Below are 18439 nucleotides of genomic sequence, written 5' to 3' on the forward strand. Positions count from 1 at the left end.
TAAACCGGTCTTGGACGCTATAGCTCGATCGGCGCATTGTTCATCCATCGATTCCCCACGAACAACCTGATGGAGCGAAACATGCAAGACATCATCGACGGCTTCCTGAAGTTTCAGCGCGACGCCTTCCCGCAGCGCTCCGAGCTTTTCAGGAAGCTGGCCACGACCCAGAACCCGCGCACGTTGTTCATTTCGTGCTCAGACAGCCGGCTCGTGCCGGAACTCGTCACTCAGCGCGAACCGGGCGATCTGTTCGTGATCCGCAACGCGGGCAACATCGTGCCCTCGTACGGTCCGGAGCCGGGCGGCGTGACCGCCACGGTCGAGTACGCAGTCGCCGCGCTCGGCGTCACCGATGTGGTGATCTGCGGTCATTCCGACTGCGGCGCGATGACGGCCATCGCGACCTGCAAATGCATGGACCATATGCCCGCCGTGCGCAACTGGCTGCACTACGCGGACTCCGCGAAAGTCGTCAACGAGGCGCGCGAGCATAAGAGCGAACGCGACCGTGTCGACTCGATGGTCCGCGAAAACGTGATCGCGCAACTCGCTAACATCAAGACTCATCCTTCCGTGCGGCTCGCCCTCGAACAGGGACATCTCGCACTGCACGGCTGGGTGTACGACATCGAAACCGGCTCGATCGATGCGCTCGACGGCTCGACCAACCGCTTCGTTTCTCTCGCGGATCATCCGCATACGTGTGCCACCCCGGCTCGACTCGCCGTCGCGGCCTGAGCGCACTTATTTTATTGACTTACTCTGAGGAAATTCATCATGACGCAGTCCCAATACAGCCAGGCCCCGCGTGAAGCACTGACCGACGCGATCATCGACGCGAAGATTCGCAAGAATCTGACGTTCGAGCAGATCAACGAAGGCACCGGCCTGAGTCTTGCATTCGTCACCGCCGCCTTGCTCGGCCAGCATCCGCTGCCCGCAGACGCCGCGAAGGTCGTAGCCGACAAACTCGAACTCGGCGAAGATGCGGTGCGCCTGCTGCAAACCATCCCGTTGCGCGGCAGCATTCCGGGCGGCGTGCCGACCGATCCGACCATCTACCGCTTCTACGAAATGGTGCAGATCTACGGTTCGACGCTGAAGGCACTGGTGCACGAGCAGTTCGGCGACGGCATTATCAGCGCGATCAATTTCAAGCTCGACATCAAGAAGGTCGACGATCCGGAAGGCGGTCAGCGTGCCGTGATCACACTCGACGGAAAGTATCTGCCGACCAAACCTTTCTGAGCCGACAGCGGAGTCGTTCTATCAGGAACGGCTCCGTCTAAAACCTATGACGCAGCCCGCCACGCAATGAATTCAGCACTTACGCAGCAACATGATTTGCGCGGCCACGCTGGCCAGCACCGCCAGCGCGCCGAGTGTATCCAGAATAACGTGCCACACGATATCGCTCCTTCCACATTCGCTCCACCACTGCCTGATTAAACGAATGCTCGTGCCATTAATTGAATACCCAGTCCGAGCAGACAGATAAAGAACCAGCGTCTGAACGTGTTCGCGCCAATACGTCCGCGCACGTGCTGTCCGATCCACATGCCGAGCAGTGCCGGCACCACGGCGAATAGCGATTCGCCCAGATCGCCGGCGGCAAACGCGTGCTCTCTGGTGAGCCCGATTGCCAGCGCGATGGTCGACACCGTGAACGACAGGCCGAGCGCCTGCACCAGATCCTCTTTCTTCAACTCCAGGCCTTGCAGATACGGTACTGCCGGCACGACGAACACGCCAGTGCCGCCGGTAACGAGGCCCGTCACCGCGCCGATCGCCGGTGACAACCAGCGCTCGTGCCGCGCCGGCACTGAAAAGCGCCACGCCAGCAAACCGGCCACGGCGTAGAGCGTCAACGCGGCGCCGAGTCCGACCACAGCCCATTCGCCGCCCCCGCCCGCGATGAACGACGCGGCCGCTACCGTTCCTGCGACGATGCCAAACATCATCGGCCACAAACGTTTGAGCAGCGCCCGCACGCTTGGCCCCGCGAACAGTTGCCAGACGTTCGTCACGAACGACGGCAACAGCAGCATGGCGGCGGCCTGCGCCGGCAGCATCAGCGTGCCGAGCACGCCCATGGCGACAGTCGGCAGTCCCATGCCGGTCACCCCCTTGACGAAACCGGCAACCACGAAAGTCGCGGCGACCACGCCCGCACGCATCGCAACCGAAGAGATCATTGGGAGCTTGTTGTTGAAGTGATGCCGGCAATTTTCAATCGCCGCAAGCGCGGCCACAATGCGTAAGATACTTACCGTGACTTAGGCTGGGGCTAAGGCTGTGACCCTTGCTGAATCCCATCCGCTTCCGCACACATACAATTCGTCTTCCATGCGCTTCGACCTCATCGACCTACGCCTCTTTCTGCATATCCTCGAAACCGGCAGCATCACCCACGGCGCGGCGCGCGCGAACATGTCGCTGCCGTCGGCGAGCGCGCGGCTGCGCGGCATGGAAGACGCGCTCGGCATGCCGCTGCTCGAACGCGGCCGCCGCGGTGTCGAATCCACGCCGACCGGCGACACGCTCGCGCATCACGCGCGGCTCGTGCTCGGGCAGATCGAACGGATGCAGGGCGAACTCGGCGAGCATCAGGAAGGACGCAAAGCGTGCATCAGATTGTGGACCAACACGGCGGCCATCACCGAGTTCCTGCCCTCCGCGATCGGCCTCTTTCTGCGCGATCACCCCAACGTGCAGATCGACCTGAAGGAGCGTCAAAGCAGCGAAACGGTCAAGGCCGTGCTGACCGGCGCGGCTGAAATCGGCATCATCTCCGACGCGGTCGATCACGGCGCGCTGCAGACTTTCCCCTTCGCCATCGACAAACTCGTGCTGATCACGAGCCGCGACGATCCGCTTGCCGCACTGCGCCGCACGACGCTCGCGGAAGTGGCGGAGCGGGAATTCATCGGGCTGAGCGCGGACAGCGCGTTGCAGGCTTACCTTGGAGAACGAGCGCTGCTGGCCGGCCAGCCGCTCAGCTTCCGCACCCACGTACGGACTTTCGACGCCATCTGCTGCATGGTCGAGCAAGGCGCCGGCGTCGGTATCGTGCCGGCCACGGCGGCGAAGCGCTATCGCGGCACGCCCGGCATCCGCACGATCGAGCTGACCGATAGCTGGGCCGCGCGCCAGTTGCTGATCTGCATGCGCGATCTGAACGCGATGCCGCGGCCGGAAAAGGCGCTGGTGCGGCATCTGGCGGGGATTTGAATGTTCCGACTGGAATACTAGAGTCGCGCTATTATCAGTACCATTTATCTAACTGCCTATTTTTAATCGATTTGCCTGATTTAGCGCGGTTTCTTATCCTTGACGCACAACCGCATGCGACTCGATGCATGCGCCGTCCGCCACTTTTTTTGCCGGCAAGCTCATGGAAAGAACCACCTTCAACGTGCGCGTCGATAGCGTTTGCGACGAAGCGCATGGCGTGCGCTCGTTCAGCGTCTCGCGACTGGACGGGCAACCGTTCGATCGCTACGAACCGGGCGCGCACATCGACGTGACCGGACCATCCGGCGTCACGCGGCAATATTCGTTGTGCGGCGACCCGGACCAGCGGGACGCGCACCTCTTCGCCGTGAAGCGCGAAGACACGTCACGCGGCGGCTCGCGTTCGCTGCATGAAGACGTCACGGTCGGCAGTGAATTGACTATCGGCGCACCGCGCAATCTGTTCAAACTCGCGCCGGACGCCGAAGAACATGTGCTGATCGCCGCGGGTATCGGCGTGACGCCGCTGCTGAGCATGGCGTACCGTCTGCTCAAGCAACAGGAGCGCTTCGTATTGCATTATTTCGCGCGCAGCGCGGAGCACGCAGCGTTCTTGCCGCTGCTTTCACGCGCGCCGTTCAGCGATTATGTGAAGCTGCACTTCGGCGGCGCGCGCGAGCAACTCGATGCGGTGCTTGGCGATTGTCTCGCGAATGCGCGCGAAGGCACGCACGTTTACACCTGCGGGCCGGCGCCCTTCATGGAACGTGTGGTGGCAATCGGCGAAACGCGTCTCTCATCTGATGCGATTCATCTCGAACGGTTTGCCGCTGAGCCGGTTTCGATCCGTGCCGAATCGGCCGCGCTCGATACCTTCGACGTGCGGATCGCGAGCAGCGGCGCGACCGTGCGTGTGGACAAGGACACGACCATCGTCGCGGCACTGGCGTCGATCGGCATCGAGGTGGATACGTCGTGCGGCGAAGGTGTCTGCGGCACGTGCATGGTCGACGTGGTGAGCGGAACGCCCGAGCATCGCGACCATTGCCTGAGCAAAGCGGAGCGCGCGAGCGGCAAGGTGATCTGCTGCTGCATTTCACGCGCTACGTCGCCCGTGCTGGTGTTGGATCTATAGAAGCATCAACGAGGTGCTGCATTCGCAGCACCTTTCACAAGCGCCTTTTCTTACCGGTCGTCGTCGCGAATCGACGATGCATGCCGGCACAGCGCGCGCACTTCGACATCCATATACGGAAACAGTGGCAACTGGCTCAGCACGTCGTGCAGATGCGCGGGGCTCTCCACGTCGAACACGCTGATATTCGCGTAACGGCCGGCAATGCGCCACAGATGCCGCCACACGCCCTCCTGCTGCAGCCTTTGCGACATCGCTTTCTCATCGGCCTTCAGGCGCGCCGCGCGTTCGGCATCCATATCGGCCGGCAGGTGGACGGTCATCTCGACGTGAAACAGCATGCTTGCTCTCCTCTCTGATCGGTAACAAAAAAGCCCTGGCGGCCCGGCCAATCGCGCCGCGCAACCAGGGCTGACAGATTCGTGCGATACATCAGGGCGTTTTATGTTGAACGCCCGGCTTCAGCCCTGCGAACGCAGCATCAGGCTTCGGCGCGCAGACGCTCCACTTCGGCGTCCGGCAGGTTGTCGCGCTCCTTGAACAGCGTGAAGTCGAAATCGATCAGCGCGAAATTGCCATCCACGCCATACGGTTTGCCTTCGGCGCCTTCAGCCTGCTTGACCGCCGGCACGAGGCCGTCGCGCGTGGCGAAGGCGAAGTCGTCCCACAGATACGGATCGCCGTCGATGTTGATCTGCGTGGTCAGCTTGCGGAAACCCGGCGCGGAAACGAAGAAGTGAATATGCGCCGGGCGATGCCCATGCCGGCCGAGCTGATCGAGCAGCAATTGCGTCTGGCCCTGCGGCGGCACGCTATAGCCGACCGGCACCACGCTGCGGAAGCTGTATTTGCCTTCGGCGTCGGTACGGATCGAGCGGCGCAGATTGAAGGCCGGCTGCGATTTGTCGAAGTACGAGTAGTTGCCCAGATGGTTCGCGTGCCACACTTCGACGAGCGCATGAGCGAGCGGTTTGCCGTCTTCGCCGAGCACGCGGCCACGCATGACCAGCGTCTGGCCTGGATCGGTGCCGTCGTCCAGTCGCGCATGTCCGTCGGAGAGCGGCGCGCCGGCCACGTACAACGGACCTTCGATCGTGCGCGGCGTGCCGCCTTCAATGCCGGCCTTCGCCTCCGCTTCATCCAGACGCAGATCGAGAAAATGCTCGAAACCCAGACCCGCGGCCAGCAGACCTAGTTCGCCGCTCTTGCCGGCGTCGCCGAGATAATTCAGCGCGGTCCAGAATTCGGCGGGCTGCACGTCGAGATCTTCGATCGTATAGAACAGATCCTGCACGATCCGGTTGACGATCTGTTTGGTGCGCGGATTGCCTTCGCTGGTGGCGCTGTCGTTGATCTTGTTCAGCAGCGCGTCGATTGCTTGCTTGTTCATGGGGTATCTCCTTCGATTGATGTTCTGGATGGCTAACGGATGAGCCTTCAGTGCTTCAATGCCGATGCTTCAGTTCGTGGTAACGCTGGCGCCTTTGCGTGTATCGCGCCGCAGGCGGTCAATCTTGTCCCAGTCGAGCGTGACGCCAAGACCCGGACCTTCAGGCAGATGCAGCGCGAAATTCTCGTAGCGCAGCGGTTCGGTGAGAATCTCTTCGGTCAGCAGCAAGGGGCCGAACAGTTCCGTGCCCCACTTCAACTCGCCGAAGGTGCTGAAGAGTTGCGCGGATGCAATCGTGCCCACCGCGCCTTCGAGCATCGTGCCGCCGTACAGATCGATGTTCGCGGCCGACGCGATGGCCGCCACGTGCGCGGCGCCCACGAGGCCGCCCGATTGCGCGATCTTCACGGCGAACACATCGGCGGCGCGTGCGCTGGCGACGACGAACGCATCGGCCGGACCGTGCAGCGCTTCGTCGGCCATGATCGGCACCAGCGCGAGGTCGGTGAGACGCTTGAGACCCGCGCGATTCTCCGCCGCGATGGGCTGCTCGATCAGCGTCACGCCTGCATCGGCAAAACGCCGCGCGGCCCAGATCGCGTCGGATTCGCTCCACGCCTGGTTCACGTCGACGCGCACTTCGCCGCGTCCTTGCACCGCTTTCTGGATCGCGACGACATGCGCGACGTCGTCGGCAACAGCGCGCGTGCCGATCTTCAGCTTGAACACGCGATGGCGCTTCGCCTCGTACACCTGCTCGGCTTCGTCGATATCGCGTTGCGTATCGCCGCTTGCGAGCGTCCACGCCACCTCCACGGAATCGCGCACACGGCCGCCGAACAGTTCCGACAGCGGCACGCCGAGACGCTGTGCCTGCGCATCGAACAAAGCCGTTTCCAGCGCGGACTTTGCAAAGCGGTTGCCTTGAAACAGTTCGCGCAGTTTCGCCATCGCGGCGCCCGGACGCGTCGCGTCCATGCCTTTGAGCAACGGCGCGAAATAGGTGTCGATATTGACCTTGATACTTTCCGGGCTTTCCTCGCCGTACGCGAGGCCGCCGATCGTGGTGCCCTCGCCCACGCCGATCAACCCGTCGGCGCAACGGATACGCACCAGCACCAGCGTCTGGCAGTTCATCGTTGCGACCGAGAGGCGGTGCGGACGGATCGTCGGTACGTCGACGAGAATCGTATCCACGCTCTCGATCTTCACGGGTGTTGCTATCATTCGTTGCCCTCCTGAACTGCCTGACCTGGAGCCCCCATAGTAGAAACAACCCGCGAAGCAGTCCAACACCGATTCCGACTACTTCCATACCGTAGGGGTATGCATGGAACTTCGCCAACTCCGCTATTTCATCGCGGTCGCCGAAGAAATGAACATCACGCGGGCCGCCCAGCGCCTGCACATGACGCAGCCGCCGCTCAGCCGCCAGATCCAGCAGATCGAGGAAAGCGTCGGGCTGGCGCTGTTCGAGCGCGGCGCGCGGCCGTTGCGGCTGACCGAAGCCGGCCGGATTTTCTATACCCAGGCCAAGCGGCTCGTGGACGAGGCGGACGAGCTCGCCCCGCTCACGCGGCGCCTCGCGCAACTGGCCGAGCGCGTCGTGATCGGCTTCGTGCCGTCGACGCTGTATGGCGCGCTGCCCGCCGTGATCCGCGCGTTTCGCGAGGCCGCGCCGCATATCGAGCTGTCGCTGATCGAAATGTTCACCATCGAGCAACTCGCGGCGCTCAAGGGCGGCCGCATCGACGTGGGCTTCGGCCGCCTGCGTTTCGACGACGCGCAACTTGCGCGCGAGGTGCTTCTGGAAGAAAAAATGATTGCCGCGTTGCCACAAGACCATCCGCTCGCGCGACAAAAGAAACCGCTGACGCTCGCGGCGCTCGCCGAGGAAACCTTGATCGTCTACCCGAGCACACCGCGGCCGAGCTATGCCGACCAGCAGCTATCGGCCATGCACGATCACGCGTTGGAGCCGAAGGCGATTCATGAAGTGCGTGAACTGCAGACCGCATTGGGCCTGGTGGCGGCGCAAGTGGGCGTGTGTCTCGTGCCGGAAAGCGTGGAAGGTTTGCGTGCGCATGGCGTGGTGTACAGGCCCATTCCGGCGGCCAGCGTCGCTTCGCCGATCATCATGAGCCGCCGCTTGCAGGACGAATCGCCGACCACCACGTTGCTATGTTCGATCGCGCGAGATCTGTTCAAGAAGACCTGAAATACCGAGAGCCTCGCCTTGTCACTCGTCGAAGCGCCTCACGATATCCGCCATCAGATTGCGTAGCCACACATTGCCCTCGTCCTGATCGAAATGCTCGTGCCAATGCATCGTGACCGCCGCGATCGGCAAGGTCACGGGCAATTCATAGATCTGGAAGCCGCCGTCGCGATTGAAAATGTGCGCAAGACGCCGCGGCAGCGTAGCGAACAGATCGGTGACGGCCAGCACACTCGGCAGCGCCACGAAATGCGGTAGTTCCAGCGCGATATGACGGCCGACGCCTTGCGCGCGAAATTCGTCGTCGAGCGCGTGGTGGCTGTGCTCGACCGATGTGATCTGCACGTGCGACGCATCCAGAAACGCCTTCAAACTCAGCTCCTTCGTGCGCGGCAAGCCGCGCCGCTTCCTCGTCATACACACGTACGTCTCTTCGAACAGCGCCTGATGGCGCGTGCGCGCGGTCAGCGTGGGCAGATTGCCGATGGCGAAATCGAGCCGGCTCGCGCGTAGTGCATCTTCCATTTCTTCGACTGGCAGCGGTTCGATACGCAGCCTCACGCGCGGCGCTTGCCGGTGCAAAGCCTCGCAAATCGGCGGCAGGTAGGCCAGCTCGCCCGCGTCCGATAACGACAGCCGGAACGTGCGCGTGCTCACCGCCGGGTCGAAATGCTCCGCGTAACGCAGCGCTTCTCGCACCGTGTCGAGCGCGCGGGACACGATAGTCGACAGTTCCAGCGCGATCGGCGTGGGCTGCATGCCGGCGCGCGTGCGAATGAAAAGCGGGTCGTCAAACAGCGTGCGCAAACGCCCCAGCGAATAGCTGATGGCCGGCTGCGAGAGCGCCAGCCGCTCGCCCGCGCGAGTCAGGCTGCGCTCCTCGACGATCGCCTGAAAAACGCGCAGCAAATTGAGGTCGACGTGGTCCAGCGAGTTCATCGAGATATCCATACGGTTGATTTTATATTTCATTTTAGATCAATTTGACGCATATCAACGGGTCGGCGAGACTTCGCTTCATCGACCACCCCCACCTACACAAGCCATGAGCGAATCCTCATATCAGACCGTCGATGCGAGCGCGTTGTATCAGCGCGTGCAGTCCGACCGTGTGGCCCCGTCGCTGTACTACGACCCGGCCGTCTTCGAAGCGGAACTCGAGCGCATTTTCTACAAGACGTGGATCTGGGTCGCGCACGAAAGCGAACTGCCGAATCCGGGCGACTTCCGCACCACCACGATCGGCCGCCAGCCGGTGATCGTGGTGCGCGACAAGAGCGGCGCGGTCAACGTCTTGCAGAACCGTTGCCGTCATCGCGGCGCGACCGTCTGCGAACAGCACAAGGGCAATGCGAAAGGCTTCACGTGCCCGTATCACAGCTGGACTTACGGCCTCGACGGCACCTTGCGCGCGCTGCCGTACGGCGATGGTTATGAAGGCGTGGTCGACAAAACCGAATTGCCGCTCGCCAGCCTGCGCGTGGGCATCTATCAAGGGCTCATCTTCGCGAGCTTCAATCAGGAGATCGAGCCGCTGGAAGATTTCCTCGGCGGCGCCAAGCCGTGGATCGATCTGTTCATGAAGCAAGGCGCGGGCTATCCGATCAAGGCCAACGGCGAACACCGCTTCCGTTTCAACGGCAACTGGAAGATCCAGCTCGAGAACACCACCGACCTGTATCACTTCCCGGTGGTCCACAAATCCTGGATGAAATCGATCGACGACGAAACCGCCGCCGCGATCACGAGCTTCATGACCAGCGACCAGGCCTTCTGCCGCTCGCTCGGCAACGGCCACAGCCTCGCCGTGCTGGTGCCCGAAATCGTCGATCTCGACAAGGACGACGGCGCGCCGATTCCCGAACGCTTCGAAGAACTGGCCGCTTCGCTCGCCAGGGATCACACGCCGGAGGAAGTGCGCCGCATCGTGCGCTCGCTGATGGGCGTCGGCTTCAACCTGAATCTGTTTCCGAACCTCGCGTTGTCGATGGCGTTTTTCCGCGTACTGCGGCCCATTTCCGCGAACGAGACCGAGATCCGTCACGTCGCCCTCGCGATGGATGGCGGCCCCGAGGAAGCGAACCGCGTACGTCTGCGCATCCACGAACACTTCCAGGGTCCGTTCGGCTTCGGCAGTCCGGACGACGCCGAAGCGTGGGAGCGCGTGCAGCGCGGCTCGCACGCCGGCCCCGATCTGCCGATTCTCGTCAACCGTGGCCTGAATCGCGAAAGCACCGCGCCGAACGGCGAAAAGACCGCCCACGCCACCGACGAAACCGGCATGCGCGAAGCGTACGCGCAATGGCGCACGATGATGGAGCAAGCATGATGGACGACAGAAACACGCTGTTTTCGCAGAAGACTTTTGCCGGCGCGATCGAACTCATCTGGCGCGAAGCCGAGTTGCTGGACCGCAAGGACTATCGCGAGTGGCTCACGCTGTGGGACCCCGCGGGCTTCTACGTGGTGCCGATCGATCACGACACCACCGACTTCGCCGCCGCGCTGAACTACGCGTACGACGATCAGGACATGCGCGAAAAACGCGTGCAACGCATGACGTCCGGCTATTCGGCATCGGCTACTGACGCCGCCCGCACCGTGCGCACCGTGTCGCGCTTCACGCTCACGAGCGACGCCAGCGATGAAGTCACCGTGAATTCGGCGCAGGTCATCGTCGCGTATAAACGCGGCAAGTCGACGCTGTTTGCAGCGGACCTCACGCATCGCATCAGTTTTGCAAGCGGCGAGCCGCGCATCGCGCAGAAGGTGATCCGTCTGATCGATTCGACCGAAGCGTTGAGCGCGATCGGCTTCCTGCTTTGATCTTTTCGATTCTCGAACTTTAGAGCACAGGGATGCCTACACTGGAAGTTTATTTGCCGGACGGTCATTGGCCCGCGCGCAAGGCGCAATTGATCGCGGCTCTCACGAAGGCCACCGTCACGGCAATCGGCGCACCCGCTGAATCGGTGCGGATTCTGCTCAGTGAACTGCCGTCGCATGATTTCGGTTTGGGCGGTGTGAGCAACGCGAATGTTCGAGCGCCGCTGCTTACCATCGTGGCGATCCTGATCGCGGGCCGCACGCCCGCGCAAAAAGAAGCCTTGATCGCCGCGCTCAGCAAGACCGGCGCGGACCTGCTCGACACGCCGCTCGATGCCGCCCGCGTGATGATCAAGGACATTCCGAACACCGATTTCGGCATCGGCGGGCAGACCGCGAAATCACTCGGGCGCTAGCGCCTTTTCTTTTAGTCAACGCGAACCAACGGGCACGCAGATGCAAAACGACACGTTTTCTCCCACGGCCGGATCGCCACCTGTATCCGCAGCGCCGACCACTTCGCGAACTTTGCGGCGCATCATCATCGCGTCCGTGCTCGGCAATGCGCTCGAGTGGTACGACTTTTTTCTGTACGGCACGGCCGCGGCGCTGATCTTCGGCCCATTGTTCTTTCCGCTGCACGGCGATCCGCTGCTGGGCACGCTGGCCGCTTTCGCGGGCTTCGCTATCGGTTTCCTCGCGCGGCCGCTGGGCGGTATCGTGTTCGGCCATATCGGCGACCGGCACGGCCGCAAGCGCGCGCTCGTCATCACGCTGATGATGATGGGCGTGGCCACCTTCGGCATCGGCCTGTTGCCCACATTCTCGCAAGTCGGCTTTCTCGCGCCTGCCGCGCTCGTGTGTTTGCGAGTCGTGCAAGGCATCGCGTCAGGCGGCGAATGGGGCGGCGGCGTGCTGCTGATCAGCGAGAGCGCACCGGCCAATCGTCGCGGCTACTATGCGGCGTTCAGCCAGTTGGGGGTGGCGGGTGGCTTCGTGTTGTCGGCGGCCGCGTTCTATCTGGTGCAGCGCTTGCCGGTGGAAAGCTTCATGTCGTGGGGCTGGCGTGTGCCGTTTCTGGCCAGCGTGCTGATTTTCGGCGTCGGCGTGTACATTCGCCGGCGCTTGCCGGAGAGCCGCGACTTCACCGCCGCCAAACCGAAGCATATGCCGGTGCTGACGGTGCTGCGCAATCATCCGAAGCAGGTCCTGCAAGCGATGGGGCTGCGCGTCGCGGAAAACGGCGGGACGTATATCTTCCTTTCGTTCGTGCTGGTGTATGGCAAGACCATCGGCGTGCCCGTTTCGGTGATGCTCGGCGGCGTGATGGTCGCCATGCTGCTCGAACTCGTGACGATCGTGTTGTGGGGACGTCTATCCGATGTAATCGGACGGCGGCCCGTGTATATGATCGGCGCGCTCGGGCTGGTGGTCATCGCGTTCCCCGCCTTCTGGCTGATCGACACGCATCAACCAATGCTGGTGTTCCTCTCGCTCGTGCTCGGCCTGCCCTTCTGCCACGCGGCGATGATCGGCACACAGCCCGCGTTGATGGGCGAACTGTTCCCTACTGAAGTGCGTTACTCGGGCATGGCGCTCGGCCACGAAATCGCTTCGGTCTTTTCCGGCGGACTCGCGCCGCTCGTCGCTACCGCGTTGTATGCGCAAGTGCGCGCGCCGTGGCCGGTCGCGCTGATGCTGATCGGCTTCGGCGTGATTACCGCGCTCACGCTCGTGACCATTCCGCGCAACACTAGCACCACGCATGACTGACGCGTTGCAATCAAGCGGCCAGCGCGGCGGCGAGCGGCAGCGAGAAGCTGCATTCGAGCCCGCCGTGCTGCGCCGGTTTTGCCCGGATCTCGCCGCCGTGCCGCGTGACGATGTTCTTGCACAGCGAAAGTCCGATGCCGTTGCCGCCCGCTTTCGACGAAGAGAAGCCGTCGAACAGGCGGCCGTGCGCATCGGCGGGTACGCCTGGACCGTTGTCGATAACATGGACGATCGCGTACTTACCGCGCAACTGCGTGACGAGGCGAAGCTCGCGGCGTTCCGAGGCCACGCTTCTGTTTGTCCCTTCGTTTGTCCTTTCGTTTGTCCCTTCGCCAAGCGCTTCGATCGCATTGAAGGCCAGATTCAACACCACCTGGCCGATCAATACGCGCTCGACGTACACAGGCAGTGGCTGCGCCGCCTGCTCGATCGTGAGCGTCACGCCCGCCTCGCGCGCGCGCAACTCGATGAAGTACGCAACCTCCGCGAGCACCTCGCGCAGATCCGCATGCGTCTCGCTCGCCTCGCGCTTGACGATGTAATCGCGCACGCTCTTGATGATCGACGCCGCGTGCTCGGCCTGACGATCGGCGCTGCGCAGACCCCATACGGCGTCGTCGATCGAAGCGGGTTGTGCGAGCCGCCGGATCGAGCCTTCAATGAAGTTGCGCACGGCGGCAAGCGGCTGGCTCAACTCATGAGCAATGGCAGTCGCCATTTCCCCCATCGCGTTGTAACGTCCGGCGTATTCGAGCAGACGCGCTTCATTGCGCCGCGCATCTTCGACGGCGACTTCGTCGGTCACGTCGCGAAAATGCAGCAGCCTTCCATTCAGGTCGTTTTCAATCTCGATACGTCGGCACGTGATGCGCAACGAGCCCGGCGTGCCGTCGCGGCGCGCGATGCGGTAACGCTGCGGCGCCGACGGTTGAATCCGCGGCGCGTTCGCGAGCTGTTCCAGCAGGCGCTCGCGGTCCGGCTCGCTGCAATAGTCGAGCAGGTCGCCCAGCGGCGTGCCCTCTTCCAGACCGAGCACGCGCCGGCCGGATTCACTGACGAACTCCACTTCGCCCGTGGGCGTCAGCACCGCGACGCCTTCGCCGAGATCCTGCATGAATTCGCGCAGCCGCGATTCGTAACGGCGCAGCGTCTGCTTGAGTGTGTCTTCCACGCTGATGTCGCGGAACTGCACCATCACCACCGCGCGCTCGCGCAGCGGCACGTAAGTGGCGATCGCCTCGGACAACATGTCGGCACCGTTGCGCGAGCGGTAACACCACTCATACACCTGCGGGCCTTCGGTGATCGAACGGTCCATCGCGCCGACGCCGATCTCGCGGCGGTATTTCGGCACCGGCCGCGTCATGTCCTTCGCCTTGAGCGGCAGCAATTCGGCGAGCGTGAAGCCAAGCGCCTCGCAGGCCGCGCGATTCGCCCACACGATCGCCTTGGTCTCGGCGTCGTGCAGCAGCACGCACAGCGTGAGCGCGTCGAGCAGGCGGTGAAAGTCTTCTTCGGCGGGGAAATTCATCGGGGAGTACGGCACACAGGGTCGATCACGTATGGGCAGAAACATAACACCAGTGCGCGTGTTGCGCGTCTGAAGATTTCTTTAGATGACCCCGGAGCATTCCCTAAAACGGCGCCTCGCGTCCCAATTGAAGCGTTCTTTTTGCATTTCTAGACTGGTTCGAATCTGCGCGGCTTACGTTTCGATCCAACTTGCCGCGAATTCCAGTCGATAACGAATCAAGGAGATACCTCACCATGTCCGACACCGCCACCGTTGCTGCTGAACAATCGAATACGTCGAATAGCGCGCGCCTGCCGCTTGATGAAGTGATCGCCGAGATCGCCGCGCGCCGCGATGAATTCGACCGCCTTTCGCATGTGCCGCGTGACGTGATCGCGAAACTCAAGCGTGCGGGCGTGTATCGCGCGGCTACGCCGAGGCGGTTCGGCGGCGACGCGCTGGCGCCCGCCCAGTTTCTCGACATGATCGAGCGCATTGCGGTCGCGGACGGTTCGGCGGCGTGGGTCGCAAGCTTCGGCTCGGCCAACGTCTACCTGGCGGCGCTGCCGTTGCATACACAAGCGGAAATCTACGCGGACGGCCCCGACCAGGTGTTCGCGGGCGGACTCTTCCCGGTGCAGCCTGCGCAACCCGCTGAAGGCGGCTGGCGCGTGAATGGCACGTGGAAATTCGCGAGCGGTTGCAAAGGCGCGGATTGGCTCGGCGTAGGCATCGGCGTAGGCGCTCCAACCGCTCCAGGCACAGGCGGCAAACCGCGCACGGCCGTGTTTCGTCCGCATCAGGTGGAGATCGTCGAGAACTGGGACGTGGTCGGCATGCAGGGCACCGGCAGTCACGATCTGCGCGTCGCCGACCAGTTCGTTGCAGACGACTGGACCTTCGTGCGTGGCGGCGAACCCTGCGTGGACGAGCCGTTGTATCGCTACCCAACCATCGCCTACGCCGCGCAAGTGCTCGCCGTGGTCAACCTCGGCCTCGCGCGCGCCGCGCTCGACGTCGCGAACCACATGGCCGGCGGCCGCAAGACGACCACAGGCGCGCCGCAACTCGCCGACCGCGCGTACTACCGCATCGAACTCGCGAAAGCCGAGGCGCAACTGCGCTCGGCGCGCGCATTTTTCTACGACACCACCAACCAGGTCTGGCAATCGATTCTCGCCGGCAACGCCGTCACAGCGGATCAGGTGAGCCTGCTGCGTCTTTCGGCGACGCAGATCGCCCGCGAAGGCGCCGATGTCGTGCAGCGTGCTTACCGCCTCGGCGGCACGATGGCGATTTACCGCTCGCATCCGTTGCAGCGTCTGATGCGCGACTCGATGGTCGTCACGCAGCACGCGTTTCTGGGCGAAGGCAACTATGACGGCGCGGGCGCGGTATTCGTCGGCGTGCCGCCGATTCCGGGCTACCTGTAAGCCGCTTTCTGATTAATCACTATCTAATCACTATCCGCACAACCAGGATTGCAAGGAGCAATATCTCATGTCCGATACTTCAACGCTGCCGCTGCGTGTTCTGTTCTGCTGCGGCGTCACGCAAAATTTCTTCGACCTGCCGCGCGAACAGATCGGCGAAGTCTGGCAGGCCTACGGCAAGATGCTGGCCGCGATCGAGTCGATGGAAGGCGTCACGGTGCTCGGCATCATGGACGACGACCGCCTCACCGTGGGCCATGCGGATAACTCGCCGTGGACCTTCTACATCATGGCGGACGTGCGCGATTTCGACACGACTGTCGCCGTGTGCAATCTGTATCGCACCACGCCGGTGGGTGAATACAACCTGTGGCGCTATGGCAAGATCGAGGCGCGTGTCGGACGCGCGCTGCAAGTGCCGCCGCAACATGCCAATGCCGCTTGAGCGTTTCGGAACAACGCAATGAACGCGAACCAGGATACGCTTGCCATGTTGACCGAACGGCTCGCCGCGCTCGAAGCCGAATCAGCCGTGCGCCGTACGATGGCGCGCTATATGGCGCTATGCGACGTGCCGTCCGGCGTGCTCGAAGGCGAGACACTCGCGGCTCTCTTCTGCGCCAACGCTATCTGGGAAGGCATCGGCCCACAGTACGCGAACAAGTTCGGCCGCCTGACCGGCCACGCTGAAATTCTCGCGATGCTCACGCGCTACCTGCCGCCCTCACCGCATTTCTCGGTGAACGTGCACTTCCTCACGTCGGAAAGCATCGACGTGCAGGGCGCGAGCGCGAAAGGCCGCTGGATCATGCTGCAGGCCTCGGGCTATGTCGACGCGCCGGCCGAACTGATCTCGGCGCGCCTCGAAGTGGATTTCGCGCCCGCCGATAACGGCCGCGACTGGTTCATCACGCACTTTCGCACGGAGCGTCTGTTCGATGCGCCGTGGCAGGTCAACGCAAGGAAACCGCATCCATGAACGAGTTTATCCAGACGCTGTCGATAGGCGGCGCCGGTCCGAGCATCGCGATCAAGGACACGATCGATATTGCCGGGTACGCCACCACCGCCGCGAGCCGCGCGCTGGCCGATACGCCGCCCGCGCAACAGCATGCGGAAGTTGTCGAACGTTTGATCGCTTCCGGCTGGCATATCGTCGGCAAAGCGAACATGCATGAGCTGGCGTTCGGCATGACCGGTATCAACGATTACACTGGCACGCCGCAGAATCCGCAAGACGCTGCGCGCATTCCGGGCGGGTCGTCGAGCGGCTCGGCGGCGGCCGTCGGATTGAAACTCGCCGACGCCGCGCTCGGCACCGACACCGGCGGCTCGATTCGCGGCCCCGCCGCATGCTGCGGCGTGATCGGATTGAAGCCCACTTTCGGGCGCGTGTCGCGACTCGGCGTGGCGCCGCGAGAATCCACGCTCGATTGTGTCGGCCCGTTTGCACGCGACATGCGCATGCTCGTTGCCGCGATGCAGGCCATCGCGGTTAACTTCGATGCGAATACCGCGCACGCATGGCAAGGCGCGTGCAAGGTCGGTATCGTGCAGGCCGAGGCCGCGGCCGAAATCGTCGAAGCCGTCACACGCGCGGCCGACAAGGCAAGTTGTGTCGCGCACACGCTGCCGCTTGCAGGACTCGCCGCCGCCTTCGACGCGGGCCTCACCGTCATCAATGTCGAGACCTCGCGCGCGTTCGGCCATCTGGTGGCAAGCGGCAAACTCGGCGCCGATCTCGACGCACGCTTGCGCGCCGCGGCCAACACCACCGCCGCGCAACTCGACGCGGCAGAACAGGTGCGCCGCGATTTCACCGCGGCCGTCGACCACGCACTCGACAACGTCGACGTGCTGATTCTGCCCACGCTGCCCGCTCTGCCGATCACACTCGAACAGGCCCGCAGCGGCACATCCGTGATCGCCATGTCGTCGCTGATCCGCCCGTTCAATCTGAGCGGCCATCCCGCGCTGAGTTTGCCGTTGCCGATTAGCGGCTCGCCGCTCAAGGCGGGTTTGCAGATCGTCGGGCGCAAGGGCCAGGATGAGCAGGTGTGTGCGATCGCCGCGCGTTTCGAAGCCGCCCTCGCCGCTTGATTCGCTTGCGCCGTGCCTCGGGCCGCTCGAACAGCGGCCGTTATTTCGAAGTGGAGTGGATGCAATGCAGCAGAGAGTCGTTCTTGTCACCGGCGCCGCGCGCGGTTTGGGCGCCGCGATCGCCACGCGCTTTCATGCGGCGGGTTACGCAGTCGCCATCGGCGATATCGCGTTCGACGCCGCAGATGCGCTCGCGCGCGATCTGAGCGCCGACGGTTCCACTGCGTTCGCGCTGAATCTCGACGTCACCGCGAAAGCCGCCTTCACGGCCGCGCGCGACGCGATACTGCAGCGTTGGGGGCGTATCGACGCGTTGGTGAATAACGCGGGCGCCTCCAAAGTCGTCTCCGTGATGGACATTACCGCCGAGCAATTCGATCAGGTCATCAACGTCAACTTGCGCAGCGTGCTGTTCGGCTGCCAGGTGTTCGGCCAGCATTTCGCCGACGTGGGCGCGGGCCGTATCGTCAATATCGCGTCGCTCGCGGGACAGAACGGCGGCTCCGCAACCGGCGCGCATTATGCGGCTGCGAAAGGCGGTGTGATCACGCTCACCAAGGTCTTCGCGCGCGATCTCGCCGCGGCGGGCGTGACTGTCAACGCCATTTCGCCCGGACCGATGGATCTGCCGATCGTGCATGAAAGCGTCGCGCCCGACAAACTGAAGGCGGTGATCGCGAACATTCCCGCAGGACGTCTGGGCTCGGCGGAGTATGTCGCCGATGTCGCGGTCATGCTCGCTGCGGAAAATGCCTACTTTGCGAACGGCGCGTGCTGGGACGTGAACGGCGGACTCTTCATGCGCTGACGCGGT

20 protein-coding genes are annotated in these 18439 nt (G+C 63.2%); 14 read left to right on the forward strand and 6 right to left on the reverse strand.

Going from position 1 to position 18439, the window contains the following annotated elements; all coding sequences use genetic code 11:
- Window positions 1-81 precede the first annotated feature (81 nt).
- Both BPHYT_RS10640 and cynS read left to right on the forward strand, forming a co-directional pair.
- On the forward strand, window positions 82-741 hold the full coding sequence (locus tag BPHYT_RS10640) for a carbonic anhydrase (protein ID WP_012433146.1): 660 nt from the start codon (window positions 82-84) through the stop codon (window positions 739-741).
- A 39-nt stretch (window positions 742-780) separates the two neighbouring features.
- A complete protein-coding gene (gene cynS, locus BPHYT_RS10645) occupies window positions 781-1251 on the forward strand; it encodes a cyanase (RefSeq protein ID WP_012433147.1) in 471 nt (156 codons plus the stop codon).
- Between the two features lie 197 nt (window positions 1252-1448).
- Here the strand turns inward: cynS and BPHYT_RS10650 are convergent, their stop codons facing one another.
- Entirely contained in the window at window positions 1449-2198 is a 750-nt protein-coding gene (locus BPHYT_RS10650; protein ID WP_148225081.1) for a sulfite exporter TauE/SafE family protein, read from the reverse strand.
- A 151-nt stretch (window positions 2199-2349) separates the two neighbouring features.
- On the opposite strand from BPHYT_RS10650, the gene BPHYT_RS10655 reads away from it, so the two are divergent.
- Together BPHYT_RS10655 and BPHYT_RS10660 are read left to right on the forward strand one after the other, a co-directional pair.
- Entirely contained in the window at window positions 2350-3234 is an 885-nt protein-coding gene (locus BPHYT_RS10655; protein ID WP_012433149.1) for a LysR family transcriptional regulator, read from the forward strand.
- A 163-nt stretch (window positions 3235-3397) separates the two neighbouring features.
- Complete coding sequence (locus BPHYT_RS10660; protein WP_012433150.1) at window positions 3398-4372, forward strand: PDR/VanB family oxidoreductase; 975 nt, start codon at window positions 3398-3400, stop codon at window positions 4370-4372.
- Window positions 4373-4422: 50 nt separating this feature from the next.
- On the opposite strand, the gene catC is transcribed toward BPHYT_RS10660, so the two are convergent.
- The 3 genes from catC to BPHYT_RS10675 all read right to left on the reverse strand — a co-directional run bounded on the left by catC (window position 4423) and on the right by BPHYT_RS10675 (window position 6989).
- Window positions 4423-4713 carry a muconolactone Delta-isomerase gene (gene catC, locus BPHYT_RS10665; RefSeq protein ID WP_012433151.1) on the reverse strand — a complete coding sequence of 97 codons (291 nt, stop codon included), beginning with the start codon at window positions 4711-4713 and terminating at the stop codon, window positions 4423-4425.
- A gap of 140 nt (window positions 4714-4853) precedes the next feature.
- Complete coding sequence (gene catA / locus BPHYT_RS10670) at window positions 4854-5762, reverse strand: catechol 1,2-dioxygenase (RefSeq protein ID WP_012433152.1); 909 nt, start codon at window positions 5760-5762, stop codon at window positions 4854-4856.
- Between the two features lie 69 nt (window positions 5763-5831).
- Window positions 5832-6989 (reverse strand): muconate/chloromuconate family cycloisomerase, encoded by a 1158-nt coding sequence (locus BPHYT_RS10675; RefSeq protein WP_012433153.1) that lies wholly within the window; start codon window positions 6987-6989, stop codon window positions 5832-5834.
- A gap of 103 nt (window positions 6990-7092) precedes the next feature.
- Here BPHYT_RS10675 and BPHYT_RS10680 point away from each other — a divergent pair, with 103 nt between their 5' ends.
- Window positions 7093-7980, forward strand: coding sequence for a LysR family transcriptional regulator (locus BPHYT_RS10680; protein WP_012433154.1), 888 nt, complete (start codon window positions 7093-7095; stop codon window positions 7978-7980).
- A 21-nt stretch (window positions 7981-8001) separates the two neighbouring features.
- Here BPHYT_RS10680 and BPHYT_RS10685 read toward each other — a convergent pair whose 3' ends face one another.
- Entirely contained in the window at window positions 8002-8919 is a 918-nt protein-coding gene (locus tag BPHYT_RS10685) for a LysR family transcriptional regulator (RefSeq protein WP_041758970.1), read from the reverse strand.
- 106 nt (window positions 8920-9025) lie between these two features.
- Between BPHYT_RS10685 and BPHYT_RS10690 the strand changes: the two genes are divergently transcribed.
- From BPHYT_RS10690 to BPHYT_RS10705, 4 genes are read left to right on the forward strand one after another with little or no spacing between them, the layout of a single operon-like run.
- Complete coding sequence (locus BPHYT_RS10690) at window positions 9026-10309, forward strand: aromatic ring-hydroxylating oxygenase subunit alpha (protein ID WP_012433156.1); 1284 nt, start codon at window positions 9026-9028, stop codon at window positions 10307-10309.
- Entirely contained in the window at window positions 10306-10806 is a 501-nt protein-coding gene (locus tag BPHYT_RS10695; protein WP_012433157.1) for an aromatic-ring-hydroxylating dioxygenase subunit beta, read from the forward strand. Before BPHYT_RS10690 ends, BPHYT_RS10695 begins: the two co-directional genes overlap by 4 nt.
- Before the next feature lie 32 nt (window positions 10807-10838).
- Window positions 10839-11222, forward strand: coding sequence for a tautomerase family protein (locus BPHYT_RS10700; RefSeq protein WP_012433158.1), 384 nt, complete (start codon window positions 10839-10841; stop codon window positions 11220-11222).
- Window positions 11223-11262: 40 nt separating this feature from the next.
- Window positions 11263-12579 carry an MFS transporter gene (locus BPHYT_RS10705; RefSeq protein WP_012433159.1) on the forward strand — a complete coding sequence of 439 codons (1317 nt, stop codon included), beginning with the start codon at window positions 11263-11265 and terminating at the stop codon, window positions 12577-12579.
- Between the two features lie 10 nt (window positions 12580-12589).
- Here BPHYT_RS10705 and BPHYT_RS10710 read toward each other — a convergent pair whose 3' ends face one another.
- Complete coding sequence (locus tag BPHYT_RS10710; protein WP_012433160.1) at window positions 12590-14110, reverse strand: PAS domain-containing sensor histidine kinase; 1521 nt, start codon at window positions 14108-14110, stop codon at window positions 12590-12592.
- Between the two features lie 236 nt (window positions 14111-14346).
- Between BPHYT_RS10710 and BPHYT_RS10715 the strand changes: the two genes are divergently transcribed.
- From BPHYT_RS10715 to BPHYT_RS10735, 5 genes are all read left to right on the forward strand, one after another.
- Window positions 14347-15525 carry an acyl-CoA dehydrogenase family protein gene (locus BPHYT_RS10715; RefSeq protein WP_012433161.1) on the forward strand — a complete coding sequence of 393 codons (1179 nt, stop codon included), beginning with the start codon at window positions 14347-14349 and terminating at the stop codon, window positions 15523-15525.
- Between the two features lie 67 nt (window positions 15526-15592).
- Complete coding sequence (locus BPHYT_RS10720; protein ID WP_012433162.1) at window positions 15593-15970, forward strand: hypothetical protein; 378 nt, start codon at window positions 15593-15595, stop codon at window positions 15968-15970.
- An 18-nt stretch (window positions 15971-15988) separates the two neighbouring features.
- A complete protein-coding gene (locus tag BPHYT_RS10725; protein ID WP_012433163.1) occupies window positions 15989-16504 on the forward strand; it encodes a nuclear transport factor 2 family protein in 516 nt (171 codons plus the stop codon).
- Entirely contained in the window at window positions 16501-17625 is a 1125-nt protein-coding gene (locus BPHYT_RS10730; RefSeq protein WP_012433164.1) for an amidase, read from the forward strand. The genes BPHYT_RS10725 and BPHYT_RS10730 overlap by 4 nt, the downstream gene beginning before the upstream one ends.
- A 64-nt stretch (window positions 17626-17689) precedes the next feature.
- Window positions 17690-18433: an SDR family NAD(P)-dependent oxidoreductase gene (locus BPHYT_RS10735; RefSeq protein WP_012433165.1), complete on the forward strand. Its 744-nt coding sequence runs from the start codon at window positions 17690-17692 to the stop codon at window positions 18431-18433.
- Window positions 18434-18439 lie beyond the last annotated feature (6 nt).

The organism is Paraburkholderia phytofirmans PsJN, assembly GCF_000020125.1.
GTDB lineage: Bacteria > Pseudomonadota > Gammaproteobacteria > Burkholderiales > Burkholderiaceae > Paraburkholderia > Paraburkholderia phytofirmans.

Bases quoted from the DNA above. Each gene is read 5' to 3' on its own strand.
- BPHYT_RS10640 (WP_012433146.1), top strand. From the start codon at position 82: ATGCAAGACATCATCGACGGCTTCCTGAAGTTTCAGCGCGACGCCTTC.
- BPHYT_RS10705 (WP_012433159.1), top strand. From the start codon at position 11,263: ATGCAAAACGACACGTTTTCTCCCACGGCCGGATCGCCACCTGTATCC.
- BPHYT_RS10680 (WP_012433154.1), top strand. From the start codon at position 7,093: ATGGAACTTCGCCAACTCCGCTATTTCATCGCGGTCGCCGAAGAAATG.
- cynS (WP_012433147.1), top strand. From the start codon at position 781: ATGACGCAGTCCCAATACAGCCAGGCCCCGCGTGAAGCACTGACCGAC.
- BPHYT_RS10715 (WP_012433161.1), top strand. From the start codon at position 14,347: ATGTCCGACACCGCCACCGTTGCTGCTGAACAATCGAATACGTCGAAT.
- BPHYT_RS10660 (WP_012433150.1), top strand. From the start codon at position 3,398: ATGGAAAGAACCACCTTCAACGTGCGCGTCGATAGCGTTTGCGACGAA.
- BPHYT_RS10690 (WP_012433156.1), top strand. From the start codon at position 9,026: ATGAGCGAATCCTCATATCAGACCGTCGATGCGAGCGCGTTGTATCAG.
- BPHYT_RS10650 (WP_148225081.1), bottom strand. From the start codon at position 2,198: ATGATCTCTTCGGTTGCGATGCGTGCGGGCGTGGTCGCCGCGACTTTC.
- BPHYT_RS10735 (WP_012433165.1), top strand. From the start codon at position 17,690: ATGCAGCAGAGAGTCGTTCTTGTCACCGGCGCCGCGCGCGGTTTGGGC.
- catC (WP_012433151.1), bottom strand. From the start codon at position 4,713: ATGCTGTTTCACGTCGAGATGACCGTCCACCTGCCGGCCGATATGGAT.
- BPHYT_RS10720 (WP_012433162.1), top strand. From the start codon at position 15,593: ATGTCCGATACTTCAACGCTGCCGCTGCGTGTTCTGTTCTGCTGCGGC.
- BPHYT_RS10675 (WP_012433153.1), bottom strand. From the start codon at position 6,989: ATGATAGCAACACCCGTGAAGATCGAGAGCGTGGATACGATTCTCGTC.
- BPHYT_RS10700 (WP_012433158.1), top strand. From the start codon at position 10,839: ATGCCTACACTGGAAGTTTATTTGCCGGACGGTCATTGGCCCGCGCGC.
- BPHYT_RS10655 (WP_012433149.1), top strand. From the start codon at position 2,350: ATGCGCTTCGACCTCATCGACCTACGCCTCTTTCTGCATATCCTCGAA.
- BPHYT_RS10685 (WP_041758970.1), bottom strand. From the start codon at position 8,919: ATGAACTCGCTGGACCACGTCGACCTCAATTTGCTGCGCGTTTTTCAG.
- BPHYT_RS10695 (WP_012433157.1), top strand. From the start codon at position 10,306: ATGATGGACGACAGAAACACGCTGTTTTCGCAGAAGACTTTTGCCGGC.
- BPHYT_RS10725 (WP_012433163.1), top strand. From the start codon at position 15,989: ATGAACGCGAACCAGGATACGCTTGCCATGTTGACCGAACGGCTCGCC.
- BPHYT_RS10730 (WP_012433164.1), top strand. From the start codon at position 16,501: ATGAACGAGTTTATCCAGACGCTGTCGATAGGCGGCGCCGGTCCGAGC.
- catA (WP_012433152.1), bottom strand. From the start codon at position 5,762: ATGAACAAGCAAGCAATCGACGCGCTGCTGAACAAGATCAACGACAGC.
- BPHYT_RS10710 (WP_012433160.1), bottom strand. From the start codon at position 14,110: ATGAATTTCCCCGCCGAAGAAGACTTTCACCGCCTGCTCGACGCGCTC.